Genomic DNA, 16,911 nt, shown 5'->3' with positions numbered 1-16,911 from the left:
AAATAATAGTAATTATCATTTAGATCCAATATTATCTTTCGCAAATCAAGATAATACTATGGAATTAAGGTAACTATCAGATGTATAAGCAATCCCTACTCTCTGCTTCAATCGTTTTAGCGCTTTCATCAACATCAGCCTTTGCTCAAGATTATGCCCTATTTGACGAGGTTGTTGTATCTTCGACTCGTACTAATCAAACACTTATCGATACAGCAGCTTCTGTTACCGTCATCTCGGATAAGCAAATTGAAGAGAATATGGCGAAAGATGTGAATGAAATCTTCGAATACACTCCAGGTGTAACGATGAACTTAAGCTCTCGCCAAGGTGCACAAACCATCAACATTCGTGGCATGGAAGGTAAACGCGTCAAGATCTTAGTAGATGGCTCGTCGCAACCAGGTTCATTTGATGGTGGCCCTTATGCATTTATTAACTCTAGCGGTATTTCAATCGATCCCGACATGTTAAAAAGCGTTGAAATCATCAAAGGCGCTGCTTCAAGTTTACACGGAAGTGACGCTATTGGTGGTGTTGTTGCTTTCGAAACTAAAGACCCATCTGACTTCTTGAAAGATGGCGAAAACTTCGGTGGACAAGCGAAACTGTCTTACTCTTCAGAAGATAACTCTTTCAGTGAGCATGTTGCATTAGCTAATCGATTTGGTGACCTTGAAACATTGGTTGCCTACACGCGCCGTGACGGTGAAGAGCTTCAAAACTTCCGCGACTCGAACAACTTAGAAAATTACGCGGTAGAAGATCAAGACACATCAGCAGATAACCTATTGGTAAAACTGCAATATCAATTGAATGAAAGCCATCGTATCGAGTTTTTAGCTGAGCTAATCAAAGATACTTCAGACTCTGACATCTATCACTCAAGTTACGATAGCTATACTGGTGCTGATGACACAACACAAAATCGATTCGCTATTAAGCACATTTGGTTCGCAGATGGCGCTATCGCTGACACAGTGACGAGCAAAGTGTCATACATTTCTAAAGAAGAAAATGGTGTGACGAAGCGCTTTAAGCCAGCGGGTCCAGGTATGCCACCTTGGGTGCCAGCCAACAACGATAACTTGCAAACCAAAGATTATGAATACACAGAAGATAAGCTTGAGATCGAAACGCAGTTAGATAAAGAGATTAACAACCATTACCTAGTTTACGGTGCGACATATACACATAGTGACATTAGCAATACAAACATGGAGTACAACTCTGATCCTGCTACTGATGACCAGCTTTATGTATACACTCCTGATGCTAAAGAGCAGAAATTTGGTCTGTTTGTACAAGACGAAATTAGCCTAATGAACGACAAACTTGTTGTTACTCCAGGTGTTCGATTTGACTACTTCTCAACGGATCCAGGCAACAATACGGCAGAATCGTTAACTGATTTCTCAGATTCCGCGGTGACTGGACGTTTAGGCTCAACATACAAACTTACTGATACAGGCACCATCTTTGGCCAAATTAGCCAAGGCTTTAGAGCCCCTTCTTTCGATGAACTGTACTACACGTATGACAACCCAGGACATGGTTACGTAAATGACCCAAACCCGGATCTTAAGTCTGAAACCAGTATCTCTTACGAGCTAGGTTACCGTCATAATACTCAGGCTTCTTCATCTGAAATTGCGGCTTATTACAGTGATTACGATGATTTCATTGAAACTGTGGTAACGAAGAAAGTTGGTGGCACCACACACTACTCTAACGTTAACTTAGATTCAGCAACAATTAAGGGTGTTGAATTCTCTAACACGTTACTTTGGGATGTTTTAGTGGGCGCACCTGCAGGTATTTCAACTCATTTCGTGGCGTCTTACACTGAAGGCGAAGACGGTAACGGAAATGCGCTAAACAGTGTGAATCCTTGGAATGCAGTATTTGGTCTTAACTATGATGCGCCAAACCAAAACTGGGGTACTAGCCTTAAGTTAAACTACACAGCTAGCAAGTCTGGTTCAGACATCAACTTCGAGGACGAAAGCGGCGGCAACGCTGATCAAGCTGAGCTTCCGAGTGCTACGGTTGTTGACCTGACAGCTTACTACAAGCCAATGAAAGATCTTACTATTCGTGGTGGTGTATTCAACTTAACTAACGAAGAGTACTACCGTTGGAACGACATTCGCGGCGATGATGAGCTTTATAAAGAGAACTCACAAGCGGAAAGAAACTACGGTATCTCAGCTAAATACGAATTCTAATTCGTTAAAAACCTGAATTGCAGATACTAAAAAGCCAGCTAAATGCTGGCTTTTATTATTTCACTAAAAATTGTATCAAAAAGGGATAAAGTGAAATTACTTCTCTGCCATTTCTTTCTTAACCATTACTGCTGCAGCAATGATGAAAGTGATGATTAGGCCTAGTTCCATGATTAACTCCAAAGAAAATTAACATTAAACATATAATTCGCGTGCATGATAACACAACAGATACAGAATGATACTTTTTAACCACTAATTTACTTTTTATTCGATTTAGATCAAAAAAGATGCCCTAAAGCATCTTTTTGTAAGTTAACTATTCATGAAACAACTAGATCAACCAGGGAAACCATCAGGATTGGTTGACTGCCAGCGCCATGTATCTTCAGTCATTTCAGTCAGTGTACGTGTAGCATTCCAGCCGAGTTCTTTCTGAGCTTTAGCAGGATCTGCCCAACATTCAGCGATGTCACCAGGACGACGCTCCACAAGCTTGTAAGGGATATCTTTACCGCTCGCTTTCTCAAACGCTTTAACCATGTCCAATACACTTGAACCGTTACCCGTACCAAGGTTGTAGATATGAAGACCGTCTTTGCGCCCTACTTTCTCAAGCGCTGCAATGTGACCATCAGATAGATCCATTACGTGGATGTAATCGCGAACGCCAGTTCCGTCTTTTGTTGGATAATCGCTACCAAACACAGATAGAAACTCACGGCGGCCAACAGCGACTTGAGATACAAATGGCATTAGGTTATTTGGAATACCTTGTGGATCCTCACCTAGCTCACCACTTGGGTGTGAACCTACTGGGTTAAAGTAACGCAGCAGTGTAATGCTCCAATCCGGATTGGCTTTTTGGAAATCGGTTAAGCACTCTTCAACCATTAATTTACTACGACCATATGGGTTGGTAGCGCTTGTTGGAAAGTCTTCAGTAATTGGAACACTTGCTGGATCGCCGTAGACTGTCGCTGAAGAGCTGAATACCAAGGTTTTTACACCCGCATCACGCATTGCATCAACAAGAACTAACGTGCCGTTTACGTTGTTATCGTAGTATTCAAGAGGCTTTTCCACAGACTCTCCGACGGCTTTTAGACCCGCAAAATGGATAACCGCTTCGATGTTGTGTTGCTTCATTGTTTCAGTCAAAAGCGCTTTATCACGAACGTCACCTTCAATGAAGTTGGGACGAACGCCCGATACTTTTTCGATACGTTCTAAAACGCTTGGTTTGCTGTTGTACAAGCTATCAAAAAGTACAGGCGTCATACCTGCGTTGATCATCTGGATACTTGTATGGCTACCAATGTAACCCATGCCACCTGTAACTAAAACATTCATGCTTAGCAGACCTTTTAATTAAAATTATTCAACCTATCACTTATGATACAACAACTTAGACAATGCCCACAAACGCCTGTGGCTATTAACTATCACGAGAGAACACAAATTGACCTTTTCCTTTGCGTTTCGCTTCGTACATCGCTTCATCGGCAACCTTTAGAATCACGTCGATATCACGCTCCAAACCGTCAACTAAGTGTATGCCCAAGCTCGCTCCAACATGAAGCGAACGCTGTTTATAATTCACTTCTTGCCCGATAAGCTCTAACAAACGTTCGGCTAGCTTCGCTAATAAGATTTTGTTTGTCTGCTTAATAATAAGTACAAATTCATCTCCCGACAAACGTGCAACCAAATCTCCCGCTCTTACCTGAGATAACAACCTGTTTGACACTTCTTTCAGGATTTCGTCACCTGCATCGTGTCCATAGTTGTCATTCACTTCTTTGAAGCCATCCAAATCCAAGTAGATAACCGCAAAATGCTGATTTGAATAGTGGCTCGACGTGACAACATCATCCATAACTTTATACAGTTGCGCTCTATTCGCTAACCCGGTTAATGCGTCGTGATGAGCTAAGTGTTCGAGTCTTTCCATCTCTTTAACGTTAGATAAATCAGACAGAGTTAACACCATATCAAACTCGTCTTTTTCGTTGTCTGAGGCAACTCTATTCACTTTGACAAACATAGGGACTAACGTGCCGGATGCGCTTTTCTCCCACACTTCGCCTTGCCACTGCCCATAATTTTCCAATGAGCTGCGAATAGTCGGCATGAGTGACGAAAACTGTTGCCAAGAAAATACTTCAAATGGTGTTTTGCCCACCAGCAGATCGGCGTGATACCCCAGTAGTCCAGTGACCGCTGGGTTTACCATGGTAATTACGTTGGACGAGTTAAGTACGATTAGGCCGTCTTTACTATTCTCAAAAACACCGGCCGCAATACGTTGGCGGCTCATTGCCGTTTCGATGTTCGTGACATCTTGAATTGCATAAAGGATACGGCCATGTTTTGACAATGAACGGCTACTCACTCGAAGCCAACGTTTAGATTGAAAGAGATCAGTGGTTTCCAGCAATTCGTCATTCAGTTCAATATTGGCGTTGATAACATCTTGTAAGAACCCAACTTGCTTGGTTACGATCAACTCTTGGATCAACAAGTGTTCAAGAAAGGCTTCCGAGCACTTAAAAATATCGCGAGTGGCTGCATTTGCATGAACGATGACCCCTTTTTCATCTACAACCAACAATGAGTGCTGAACGGTCTCAATGACCTCATTCGCGAACGACTTCTCTTCTTGGAGTTTATCCAGTGTAAAATTGATTTGGTTGTCCCGGTGTTGAAGCCTTTCAAGCATGGTATTAAAAGCTCGAACCAGCTCCCCAATCTCATCGCGGTTGGTTACGACTAATTTTGGCTGCTCTGATCGGCGTTCGATAAAGGCTTGCATCGCGTCATTGAGGTCAAACATCGGCTCGATAATCAAGCGTTGAACCAATTTGACCAGCACGCCGCCTAAGATCACCAGAAACAGAAGATAGACGGCTGCAACCTTGAAAATATTCGTTAAGATTGAATTAAACGTCTCTTTTGATATTGTCACTCTCAAGTTCGCGATAACAGCGTCATCCAGCGTCACAGGAACGAGCAAGAAGATTAAATGCTCAGAGATGGCAAATTGATGATCCGCGATATCGTCTAATTCATCTGCGTTCGGCCTTGGAACCAATGTGTTGTTCACTTGGTAGCTAGCAAATAGCTGTTCGTTAATGTCATAGAGTTTGACCCTGACAATATCTTTATCTGCAACGAAAGCTGACAAAATCTCTTGAGCCGAAGATTTGTCCTCAAATAGAATCGCGGCTTGTAGATTATAAGCAACACCTTGTGCTAACACTTTAACTCGCTGGATCAGGCTTTCTTTTTCTCTTTCAAACGTGACAGTGTAATTTACCGATTGAATTGTCACCAAAGTAACCGTGATGAAGATGATAATCGGTAATATCAACTTGTTTTTTATCGATATATTATTAATGAAAGACAGCATTATTGGTCCTCCACTATAGCGATTCGTAACAGGTTTGAGCCAATGACGTAGTCACCGTGCCTTGCATTCTCGAGATTGATCTTAGGTTTGAGCTTATTATCAATGTGAGTAAGCTCAATGACTCCACCTAAGTCTGTAAAGTTAGGGATATCACTGATTGTCACAGTATGTGGGGAGTGCTCTTGACTAAGGAATTGGTCATTTTTACGGTCAGACAAATACGTAATATCACACTTAGATGTAATCGACTGTTGAACTTGGATAGCGAGCGAACGAATAGATTTCCCCTCTGTAATTGACGTCAGCACTTGGCTTACCTTTTCATCGCCAATCACACAAAAGTTCACAGCGTTCATTGAGCTTTCATCATTCCAACGTATAAAATTCGCAATTCTAAAAAGGTACACCGCTTTCACTTCATAAGGTTTGAAGCTAGCTGCCGAGGTATTCAAAGGCATAATAAGCATCGTTAAAGCGGCAAGGCCTAATTTAAAGAAACCGAGCTTAATGCGGTGCTTAAGCCATTTAGAATTCATGAGAGATCCTCACATACACCGACTCTTGATTGACGCTTTTCTGAGATGTGAATTCAGCTTGGTAGCCGTCACTCTTACCTATGTTTTCAACAACCACTTCAACTAAAGGCGCTGCGGACGACTTTTTCCATGCGAGACGCGCATCAAAGGTTATTTCATGTGGGTAAGACTGCCATTCATATTGAGTGCCATCGCCTGCTACCCAATAGTCTGGGTAATTCACATTAATGTACTGGCCAATCACATCGAATTGCCAACTTTCTGTGATATTCCACATCAACTGTGCCGTGGCTAAATGTTCATTATCAATATCGTAATAAACACTCGTTTGAGGACTAGATTTAGGGTCATCACCTTTGTTTTTTCCCTCTAATGTTGTGTAGGCATAGCTCAAGTAACTGGTGATATCTTGAGTGAGCTGATAGCTTGCGCCTAACTCCAAGCCATATGTTTTCGCTTTATAATCATCAGACAGTACACCGACATAGACATGATTCGCGGGGATATCATTTGGGTCATAACTGTGGAAGCGAAGGTTGTCATGTTCACTCAGATATATCGTCGCATCGAGTTCGAAATTTGAATTGTTTGAGTAGCGATAACCCATTTCCGCCGTTACGACGCTCTCTGTTTCCAGGTCAGAATTCGATTTATAGACATCAAGGTAGCTGTCGTTAGAATCAGCATAGTAACTGTTGAAGTAATATGTGGAGTTTGAATCCATATAAGAAGGAGCAACCACCGCACGACTCAAGCCAGCCCAAACAGAATGGCGTTGATTTAGCTGATATAAACCGCGTAGTTGAGGTGAAAGTTCTGTCGAGTCATTCTGTGTAAAGTGTTCTGCCTTGAAGCCAAGAGTTATCGATAGCGCTTCTGTCATTTGAATTTGAGACTGTACAAATGCGTTCGCAATATAATCGTTAGCAGATTGGATATTGTAGGCTCTACCGTAGTAATCGGGATTGTACCAATCCACGTCCGAAACTTGGCTTGAGGAGAAATCAAGGTACATATATCGCAGGCCACCACCGAGTGTTAGCTGATGGTTTGCCGATAGTTGGTTGATATAAGTAGAGTCAAAATCGATGGTCGAATAGCTTCCCGGAGCGTCTGGCGCGTTATCCTCATTATATTCACCCCATAACGAATATGAGAGTGTCGAACTTTCATCAAAATGGCGAGAATCGTTGAACTGAATATAAACAGATTGGCTTTTATTATCAAAATCGTTGGCTTGTGATCCGACAAACGATCCTGAATTATCATATTGGAACGTATACAACTCCGACTCATAAAAGCTTTTCTCACCACCAATACGTAATGACCAACTTTCTTCAGCATTACTTGGCTGAAATACCATCCCTGCCGTTTGTGCTTTCCATTTTTCAGATTCGTTTGTGCGATATGTGGGTTCTTCTCGGTACTTATAAAAGGCACGAGCATTCACACTGTCGTTGAGGCTTAATCCCTGACGAACACTAAATTCATAGTTATCAGTATTAGAAGCGACACCTGAGAGATAAGTCCCCTGCGTATCATTGGCAGACTTAGTAATGATATTGACAACACCATTAACCGCGTTGCCTCCCCAAATTGTTCCGCCGGGGCCTTTTAGTACTTCGATGCGTTCGATGTCGGCAAGTACATAATCAACGTCGCTCCAATACGTACCGCCATAGACTGGGCTAAACAAGCTGCGTCCATCCATCATCACGAGCATCTTGTTATATAGCCCATCATGAAAACCACGGGCAGAAACAAACCATGAGGTTTCGTTAAACTTGGTTACTTTGAGTCCAGGGACAAGCGTTAGGACTTCCGCAATGGTTTTTGCCCCACTGCGCTGAATTCGCTCATTAGAAAGCACATACACCGACGAGGGAATGTCAGTGAGTTTTTGTGTCACTTTCGAAGCCGTTTCCATTTCGACATCTAACATCGACAACTCTTCAAGACTCATCGACATGAGTTGGTCTAGAGAGTTTACTTGAGCATAGACAAAAACAGGTGTCGTTAATGCTAGTCCTAAGCAAACCTGGCGGGATATCATGTGCTCACCTAATATACAGATAGATATTAATCCTTTAATCAATAGTTCAACTATATATGAAATGCCATACTGGTAAATTTACGGTATCGAAAGTATGAGTTAGGTCACTGTTTATTTGTGGTATTTATAAGACCGTCATTACTTACCTCAACGTAAAGGATTAGCACCACGTGACAACGAAGATTTTGCTTAATTGCGACATGGGAGAAAGTTTCGGCAATTGGAAGATGGGCGATGATGAGTCGGTCATGGAATGGGTCGATATGGCAAACATCGCTTGTGGTTTTCACGCGTCTGATCCGCACGTTATGTCCAAGACGATAAAACTGGCTCAGCACTATCACACTCAAATTGGTGCTCATCCCGGTTATCAAGATTTAGTTGGTTTTGGACGCCGCTCCATTCCACACACTATGGATGAAATTAGTGAGCTGGTTTGCTATCAAGTCGGTGCACTACAAGCCCTATGTCGCTATCACCACACCTCTGTTGGCTATGTTAAACCTCATGGCGCCCTTTATAACGATATGATGGCGAACATTGATGTGTTTAATGCGGTAGCCCAAGCAGTCGCTGAATTTAACATCCCCTTGATGATTCTCTCTTCATCAGACAATCAACAGTATTTGGATATTGCTGACGACCATGATTTACCCCTTTTGTTTGAAGCGTTTGCCGACCGTGCCTATTTGAACAACGGGCAACTAGCACCACGTACTCAAAAAGGCTCGGTTTACGTCAATCAAGACGATATCTATAACCAAGTCATGCAAATCATTAACTATGGCTCAGTCACGACTTTAGAGGGCGAAAGACTGCCTATTGAAGCCGATACCATCTGTGTTCATGGCGATAACCCTCAATCTATTGCATTAATTAGAAAAATTAGACAAGACCTCAACGCTTTTAATTAGTATGAAGCGTGTGATTGGTATGACGCATGGCCTGTTCGTTCGCCTAACCAAGCACCTAATCAATCGCTCGTAAGATTCAATTGCTTTGTATTGGTTTATTCGCGGAAGTGAGACATGCCAAGTAAGCAAACAAAAGGCAAACAAACGTATGGAAACGAAATGACGACGAATAAGATTGAATTCAATATAGCGCCAGTCGCGGAATGCAGCGTTTTGGTGACTTTGACGCTATCGCCTTCAAATAATCAATCTAGCGCTGAATATGTGCAGTATATGGCTCACTTTTCCGATGCCATTCGCCAAAATTTAGCATCGGTGTTGATGAATGTGACGCCGGCTTACCAAACAATATTGGTCGATTACCTACCTTATCGAATATCAGAACAGCAGCTCATTGAACAACTCAATAATTTGATGAATCACGCTCTATCGTCCTTTTCTAGTGTTAGTAAAATTCGTAATACGATTGAGCTTCCTGCCTATTATTCACCAGAAACGGCGCTCGATTTAGACAGGTATCAAGACAAAGGCCTATCGCTGGACGATATTATTCAATATCACACCTCACAGACATACAGCGTCAGTGCTATTGGGTTTATGCCTGGCTTTGCGTTTATGTCTGATGTGGTTAATGAGCTTGCTTTGCCCCGTCACTTTACACCCCGCTTAAATGTGCCCAAAGGCAGTATCGCCATCGCGGATACTAAAACAGCTGTGTACCCTTCGGACTCGCCGGGCGGCTGGAATATTATTGGTAATTGCCCGCTTCCGTTGTTCGAGCATAGCCAATTGAAGAACGCCGATATCACTCAAAGACCATTGTCTCTGCTTAATGTTGGTGACACCGTTCGTTTCATCGCGATTTCAAAACAAGAATTTGCAGAGTTGGGTGGAGGCATCGTAAATGGCTAAGACAAACGCTAGACCAACACTGACCGTGATTAAGCCCGGTCCGTTGAGTTTGATACAAGATTTTGGGCGATTTGGTGTTGCTCATCTAGGATTAACGCAAGGTGGGCCGGTTGATGATTACTCTTATAGCTGGGCCAATCATCTATTGGGCAACCCAGTAAACCAAGCTGCTTTGGAAATCACGCTTGGACAATGCTCGTTACGAATTGATTTTGATTGCGAGATGGCGCTATGCGGGGGCGATTTACAGGCGAAGCTTGATGGTAAACCACAGGCTAACTGGCGTACTTTTCAAGCTTTTAAGGGGCAAGTTCTCTCATTTGGTTTACCTAAAAATGGTTTAAGGGCGTATTTAGCCATTAAAGGCGGCTTTGATGTTCCATCAACTCTTCATAGCTGCTCTACGGTGACTCGTGAAAAGATTGGTGGATTAACACAAGATGGAGAGCCATGCCAGCAAGGTCAACAAATAGCATTTACCCAACACTCACTCTCTCGTCCATTCAAAGCGTTGAGTGTTACCTTCAGATACAAGCCTGATTACAACCTGCCCGTGAACCTACGAGTTATTGAAGGCTATCAAAGCGAGCTATTCTCCGATTCAGCAAGAGAGACTTTGTATAACGCGCAGTATCACGTTGATCAAAATTCTAATCGGATGGGTTATCTACTCAGTGGCGATCCCGTCGACTCGCCTAACATTTCGCTGTTGTCAGAAGGCATTGCCTTAGGTGCAATTCAAATCCCTAAAGATGGACAACCTATCGTGTTGCTTAATGACAGACAGACCATAGGTGGTTATCCGAAGATTGGATGTGTCGCCAGAATCGATTTGCCGCGCTTGGCACAAGCCAAACCGGGACATGAGATATCGTTCAGCAAAGGCGATCGCTTAGGCTTACAAGATGTTTGGTGCCAATGGGCTCAGTTTTTCGGCTATTAGTCTTTGCTATGTGTTATGTGCTATGTAGCTAAGAATAATTAGCGAGGAAGATGTAGTTTAGGTGAGTTTCGGTATCTAAGCTGGCGTTTGAATGAAGATTCGGCTTATCTATTACGGTAAGCCGAATTGGAGAAGTTAAGCGCAGTCGATGATGATTGGCTATTAAGCGTGATCTTGGCCTGACACCTTTGCAAGCGCTTCGGGGTATCCACGTTCTTTGGTCAAATCTATTGCTCGGTTCTCAATATCATTTAGATTAAGTGACATTGTCACTGAGTGCATATCTTCAATAGATACCGCCTCTGATACATCAAACCATTGCTCAGCAACCTTTTGTGCCGCTTCTAATGTTGAAGAAGCTTTCACTACTTCAAGTCGAGCATAGCGTTCACCACAGAATGAGACGTCTGAAGCTCTTAAGCTAGGATCCGTTCCTGGTATTTGCTGCGCTCCAAACAAAGGCTTGCCACCCACCTGTGCAGAGCTGAAACTTGGGATGAACTGAGACATATGCGTTATTGCCGCGCGAGTTCTTAATTCAAGCTGCTCTTCACTCCAACCCGATACAATTTTCTTAAGCAACTTCGAAGGCAACTGTGGCTGTGACGAGTCTGTTGATGATGAAACAAGCCCTCCCTCAAACAAAGTAATCCCTTCTGTCATACCATGAAGTTGGAATACACCATCAGCATACGGCGTTAATTGGGCCATACCTTGCGGAGTGCCTCTCGGACCATGGAAGATAACCTCTGGCCACTCTTCCTTGCATTCTTGTGAATACGGCCACTCTGTAACGTATGCGGCTTTAAACTCAACCAGTCTTTGCTGCTTAGAGCCAACAAAGTCGTCCACAATACCTGTTTCAAATCCACTGGCATTGATCAAGTAATCGGTCGTTAGTTGGCAGCTTTGGTTTTCGGCATCGGTATAAGTCAAAGACCAACCTTGGCTCGTCGACTCAACAGATTGTAATCGGCTATTGGTTAACACGGTACAGTTAGCTTGTTGCCCTAAAGACAGTTGAGCGGTCGCAGATAAGCGGAATACACTCCAGCCGTACTCTTGAACCATAGCAACAGGATACTTAAGGGTCTCTAAATCTGTATGTTTGGCAAAAGGAACACACCAATCATCAAGTGATGTGGGTTTCAGGGGCTGAGTTTTTGTAGAAAGTGCTAGTAAGTCTTCTTTGCTGTACAGCTTGTAATACTCTTCCGGATCACCAAGCACTTGGTTGCTCTTATCTTGTTTAACAAGTTCGGTATAAGCGCTCTTGATTATCTTAAGGCGAGGAAGCAGATCCAACGGCTCTCCACCATCACTGTGCGGAACGGCTATGATTGTCGGGCGGATATTGATCGTATGAGGAAATAAGCGGACAGTATCAATTGACTGCGTAAGCAACTGGAGACACTGCTCTACAGAAATATCTCGATACAAATTGCCGCCAGCGTGTAGGTGGCAAATTGGTGGACCATTAACCAAACTCGGCCCTTTTTCCAAGATAGTGACCTTAAAACCCAACTCACTAAAGTGAATCGCGCTTGTTGTTCCGGCAATACCACCACCAACAATGGCAATAGAAGGTTGATTTGTATCCGTTTTGTTGTGGTTCATCGTGTTCTGTAGAATAAGATTAACTGCCGCTATTCTACTTTTGTTCTGCGATGAATTAAAACACATTTTTATCAAGGTCTTAGATAGGCGGGATTTAATATCTATGTAAAAAACATAAATAATCTCTTGACTCAATAACTCCAGATAGAGTTTTAAAGGTTATTCTAACAGTCAAATTTGTCCTAAGTGACGCCACATAAAGGCTGCCTCAGTACTCTTAAAACATAGATGTTAACTTATCCCTAAAGTTATCCACCGTTTTTGTGGATAACTGTTGATAACGTTCTTGCTAAGTTTCGCAAACCCTTTGTTTACAGGGACTAACCGCTATTCATTAAATCGGCATTATTGTGCAATTAGTTTTAAAAAATACTAAAAAGTTGGGAAATAAAGGTGAGATATTTGTCAGTTGTGCTATGTATTGGTCAAATAAAAAACGGTCTAAAGCGACGTCTTATAAATAGTGCATGACTAAATATAAATAATTTCACTTTTAGACCGTTTTAAAGCATTTGGTTAGATCACGCTAACCACTAACCAAAATTCTTGTTTACTGGTGCCAACAAGCGTTTGATTAAGCTATTCACTACCGCGGCCAATGTGATGAACGTTAGCACAGGTAGCGCTATCCACAGCATCGGGTGAAGTGAAGGTTGTAACTCAAAGCCAAAGTTCATAACGCCTGCTACGCTGAGCTCAGAACCGAGTGCTGCAATTGAGCCTGCGACTAACGCCATTAACCCGTACTCACACCAAATAGTATTGAGAATTCGCTTCTTACTCGCGCCTAATGTTCGATACAAGCGTATCTCTTGTTGTCTTTGAGATAAGCTTAATCGCAATAGAGTGAAGATAAGCAACAGCCCCGCCACCACACCTAACGCCGCAAGTACAGTAATCGACCAAACAATCTGTTTGAGCAGTTCTTGTATCTTGCTACCCATCTTACGAATATCCATCAAACTCACGGTTGGGTGATTTCGAGAGAGTTCGTTGAGCATTTGGTTATGTTGTTCTTCTAATCTGAAGCTCACTAGCCAAGTAGAAGGAATTGAACTCAAGACATCTGGAGTAAAGATGAAATAGAAGTTCGGCTTCATTTCACGCCACTCGACTTTACGGATGCTATTCACCTGGGCAGAGACATTCTGGCTGTTGATTGTGAACGAAAGCTCATCGCCAATCTTTAGACCCAACTGCTTCGCGACATCCGATTCCACCGATACGCCATGCTCTTGTGTCCAGCGGCCTTCTAACACTTCATTGTACTCAGGTAAGCTATCTCCCCAAGTGAAGTTGATCTCGCGACTTAGTGCGTCTGTTTCTCCTGAGGTATCGCTGTATTCCGACGCTTCAACACCGTTGATAGTCGTCAATCTTCCTCGGATAATTGGAAACGCCTGAGTGCGCTCTACTTCGTTTGCATCAATCGTCTCGAGATAACTGTCTTTTTCATAGCTTGCAATGTTAAGTGCAAACGCATTGGGCGCGTTCTCGGGCAAGGTTTGTTGCCAATCTGACAGTAAATCACTTCTGACCAACCAGATGATAGACAACAACATCAGTGACAGTGCCAAAGAGCCAAATTGAATTCCAGTTGCTAATGGTGTGCGATTAATTCGGCTTAATGCCAAACGCATAGATGTCGACGTCGGCAGCTTACCAACTAAGCGCAAAACAAGCGTACTCACAATTGCGAGCACTAAGAACAGGCAAGCGATACCAGCTAGAACTATCCATACCAATAGATTGTCGCCATACATCAGCATCATTGGAATGATCGGTACCAGTAACAACAAGTATTTCTTATAGCTTTCATTTGACTGGTGACTTGATTGAATAACACTGATTGCTGAGGTGTTGACCAAGCCAATTAACGGGATACCAAGAGCAGGAACACCAATTAAGATACTTGATAAAATCGACAAGATAGCAGGTTCAATACCATAGCTAGGAAGCGGCGTTGGTAATAAGTCACCCAGAGGTATACGAAGCAAAAACTCTAAGCCGATACCTATGGTAATTCCCAGTACTGCACCGATAACCACTAACAGAGAGACCTGTACAGACAACCATTTAACGATCCACTGCTTGCTTGCACCTAAACTCTTAAGCATCGCGATGGTTTTACGACGACTCGCCACATAATGTTGGCACGTGAGTACCAAAGTGGTCGCAGCCATGATCACAACGATAGCAACGGTTAGCGAAAGATATTGAGTCGTGCTTTCGAACATGTCGTTAGTACGGCTCGCAGAATCTTGAGTACGCCAGCGGTCACTCGGGGTTAATTCTACGCTGTCTTGCGCGGCTTTCAGTTTTGAATCATCACCGTTCAAGAACAGCCTGAAACTTACACGGCTTCCCGGTTGAATGGCACCAGTCGCATCGATATCGCTTTTGTGTATCAATACAGCTGGCATTTGCTGGAATGGGTTAAAGCTCAAGCCCGGTTCTTGAGTGATACGCCCTGTTATCGTTAAATCGGCATCACCAATAGTGACATTGTCACCAATGTCTACTTCTAACTGCGCAAATATACGCTCGTCTAGCCAAAGTTCACCCGGCTCAACATGGTTACTTAATGCTTTATCAACGCCCTCTAAGATCATTTCGCCACGTAATGGGTAATTACTTTCAACCGCTTTCACCGTCACTAACTGCATCGAGTTGTCACTGAATGCCATGGTTGAAAAACGGGTTAGTTGGGAGCTTTCTAGTTGCTCAACTTGAGTGAGGTCTAACAAGGATTGCGGAATTGGGTTTGCTGATATGAACACGCTATCGGCAGTAAGTGCATCTTTGCCCTGCTTAACAATTACCTGCTCCATACGTTCTGCCAACGCCGACAATGCAAACACACAAGCAATAATAAGCGTTAAAGCGATTGAAACTGGCCACAACTGACCGTGTCGAATCTCTTCAATACTCCATGAAAAAAGGCGTTTATTCAGTCCGTTTGATGAATTCAATTTAGACTTCCTCTATCTGACCGACATGCATCTTAAGTGTTCTTTGGCAACGTTGTGCAAGCTTAGGATCGTGTGTCACCAAAACCAACGTGGTGCCGTGAGATGAGTTCAATTCAAACAACAACTCAACAATCTTGGCAGCCGTTTGCTGGTCTAGATTACCTGTGGGTTCATCAGCAAAAAGGATTTTTGGCTTGATCATAAATGCGCGCGCCAACGCGACCCTTTGTTGCTCACCACCAGATAATTGGGACGGCAAGTGATCAAGCCTGTCTTTCAAGCCTACGGATTCAAGCAAAGCAGTCGCGCGTTCGATGTCTTCGTCTTCTCCCTTCAACAAACAAGGCAGCGTGACATTTTGTAGTGCAGATAGGCTTGGGATTAATAAGAAGCTTTGAAATACAAACCCAACCGATTCACTACGGATCTTAGCCCTTGCCTCATCATCAAGCTGTGAAAGTGGCTGCCCTAATAAACTGATTTCACCTTTCGTTGGTACGTCAAGACCAGCTAGCAGCGTCATTAGGGTCGACTTACCCGCACCAGACGTGCCGACAATCGCGACGGTTTCGCCTTCACGAATATCGATATCGACGTGCTCTAGGATTGTTAAATGTTCTTGATTAGTAGACACTGTCTTCGAAACAGCTTCTGCTTTAATGATGGATGTATGCATGACTCGACTAATTTCCTTTTTATTCTTTATTTTATTTTCAACCGCTTCTTTGGCTCAAGATACCGAGTTAGATTCTAAGCTACTGGTCCTTGGTGATAGCTTGAGTGCTGGTTACAACATGGACATCAAACAGAGTTGGCCAAGCCTGTTACCAGACGCATTAGCAAAGCATGACAAAACAGTCACCGTGGTTAACGGAAGTATTTCGGGTGACACAACTGGCAATGGTTTGGCTCGCCTACCACAATTGCTTGAAGAACACGCTCCAGACACTGTTCTTATTGAACTTGGTGCGAATGATGGACTTCGTGGATTCCCACCGAAGCTGATGTCTGCGAATCTTGATCAAATCATTGAGCAGATAAAAGCTGCGGGCGCGAAACCTATAATGATGCAGATAAAAATCCCACCGAATTACGGAAAGCGTTACAACCAGCAGTTTGAATACGTTTTTGCAGCGCTTGCTGATCAACAAAACGTGCCACTTTTGCCCTTTTTCCTTGAGCACATCATCCTTAAACCTGAGTGGATGATGAACGATGGACTGCATCCAAAACCAGAAGCTCAACCTTGGATTGCTGAATTCGTCGCCGAAGAATTATATCAGTATCTTTAAGTTTTAATGGTCTAGCTCAATAAATTTTACAC

At 43.1% G+C, this 16,911-nt stretch carries 12 protein-coding genes; 5 read left to right on the top strand and 7 right to left on the bottom strand.

Going from position 1 to position 16,911, the window contains the following annotated elements; genetic code table 11:
• Nucleotides 1-80: 80 nt before the first annotated feature.
• Nucleotides 81-2,228: a TonB-dependent hemoglobin/transferrin/lactoferrin family receptor gene (locus CWO13_RS08750; RefSeq protein WP_108082805.1), complete on the top strand. Its 2,148-nt coding sequence runs from the start codon at nt 81-83 to the stop codon at nt 2,226-2,228.
• A 339-nt stretch (nt 2,229-2,567) separates the two neighbouring features.
• Here CWO13_RS08750 and galE read toward each other — a convergent pair whose 3' ends face one another.
• The 4 genes from galE to CWO13_RS08730 form a co-directional block, all read right to left on the bottom strand.
• Nucleotides 2,568-3,581, bottom strand: a complete 1,014-nt coding sequence (gene galE / locus CWO13_RS08745) for a UDP-glucose 4-epimerase GalE (protein WP_048608318.1) — start codon at nt 3,579-3,581, stop codon at nt 2,568-2,570.
• 85 nt (nt 3,582-3,666) lie between these two features.
• Nucleotides 3,667-5,640 carry a diguanylate cyclase domain-containing protein gene (locus CWO13_RS08740; RefSeq protein WP_102478740.1) on the bottom strand — a complete coding sequence of 658 codons (1,974 nt, stop codon included), beginning with the start codon at nt 5,638-5,640 and terminating at the stop codon, nt 3,667-3,669.
• A complete protein-coding gene (locus CWO13_RS08735; protein WP_108082804.1) occupies nt 5,640-6,176 on the bottom strand; it encodes a YfiR family protein in 537 nt (178 codons plus the stop codon). The genes CWO13_RS08740 and CWO13_RS08735 overlap by 1 nt, the downstream gene beginning before the upstream one ends.
• The gene (locus CWO13_RS08730) at nt 6,166-8,229 is read right to left on the bottom strand and encodes a TonB-dependent receptor plug domain-containing protein (RefSeq protein ID WP_108082803.1); all 2,064 of its coding nucleotides are present in this window, start codon (nt 8,227-8,229) and stop codon (nt 6,166-6,168) included. Before CWO13_RS08730 ends, CWO13_RS08735 begins: the two co-directional genes overlap by 11 nt.
• 170 nt (nt 8,230-8,399) lie before the next feature.
• Here CWO13_RS08730 and CWO13_RS08725 point away from each other — a divergent pair, with 170 nt between their 5' ends.
• The 3 genes from CWO13_RS08725 (at nt 8,400) to CWO13_RS08715 (ending at nt 10,998) form a co-directional block, all read left to right on the top strand.
• Entirely contained in the window at nt 8,400-9,143 is a 744-nt protein-coding gene (locus CWO13_RS08725) for a 5-oxoprolinase subunit PxpA (protein ID WP_048660176.1), read from the top strand.
• Nucleotides 9,144-9,302: 159 nt separating this feature from the next.
• A complete protein-coding gene (locus CWO13_RS08720) occupies nt 9,303-10,055 on the top strand; it encodes a 5-oxoprolinase subunit B family protein (protein ID WP_108082855.1) in 753 nt (250 codons plus the stop codon).
• On the top strand, nt 10,048-10,998 hold the full coding sequence (locus CWO13_RS08715) for a biotin-dependent carboxyltransferase family protein (RefSeq protein WP_102432527.1): 951 nt from the start codon (nt 10,048-10,050) through the stop codon (nt 10,996-10,998). The genes CWO13_RS08720 and CWO13_RS08715 overlap by 8 nt, the downstream gene beginning before the upstream one ends.
• Nucleotides 10,999-11,160: 162 nt before the next feature.
• Here the strand turns inward: CWO13_RS08715 and CWO13_RS08710 are convergent, their stop codons facing one another.
• From CWO13_RS08710 to CWO13_RS08700, 3 genes are all read right to left on the bottom strand, one after another.
• Nucleotides 11,161-12,615 carry an NAD(P)-binding protein gene (locus CWO13_RS08710; protein WP_102432526.1) on the bottom strand — a complete coding sequence of 485 codons (1,455 nt, stop codon included), beginning with the start codon at nt 12,613-12,615 and terminating at the stop codon, nt 11,161-11,163.
• 533 nt (nt 12,616-13,148) lie between these two features.
• Entirely contained in the window at nt 13,149-15,587 is a 2,439-nt protein-coding gene (locus CWO13_RS08705; protein WP_108082802.1) for an ABC transporter permease, read from the bottom strand.
• Between the two features lies 1 nt (nt 15,588).
• Nucleotides 15,589-16,263 (bottom strand): ABC transporter ATP-binding protein, encoded by a 675-nt coding sequence (locus tag CWO13_RS08700; RefSeq protein ID WP_004730959.1) that lies wholly within the window; start codon nt 16,261-16,263, stop codon nt 15,589-15,591.
• On the opposite strand from CWO13_RS08700, the gene CWO13_RS08695 reads away from it, so the two are divergent.
• On the top strand, nt 16,262-16,879 hold the full coding sequence (locus CWO13_RS08695; RefSeq protein ID WP_076657240.1) for an arylesterase: 618 nt from the start codon (nt 16,262-16,264) through the stop codon (nt 16,877-16,879). The genes CWO13_RS08700 and CWO13_RS08695 overlap by 2 nt on opposite strands.
• Nucleotides 16,880-16,911: the final 32 nt, after the last annotated feature.

The sequence above is a fragment of the Vibrio sp. ZF 223 genome (genome assembly GCF_003050585.1).
Classification (GTDB): Bacteria; Pseudomonadota; Gammaproteobacteria; order Enterobacterales; family Vibrionaceae; genus Vibrio; species Vibrio crassostreae.
The sequence above is the reverse complement of the archived record's forward strand: the minus strand, read 5'-3'. Positions and strand labels throughout refer to the sequence as shown.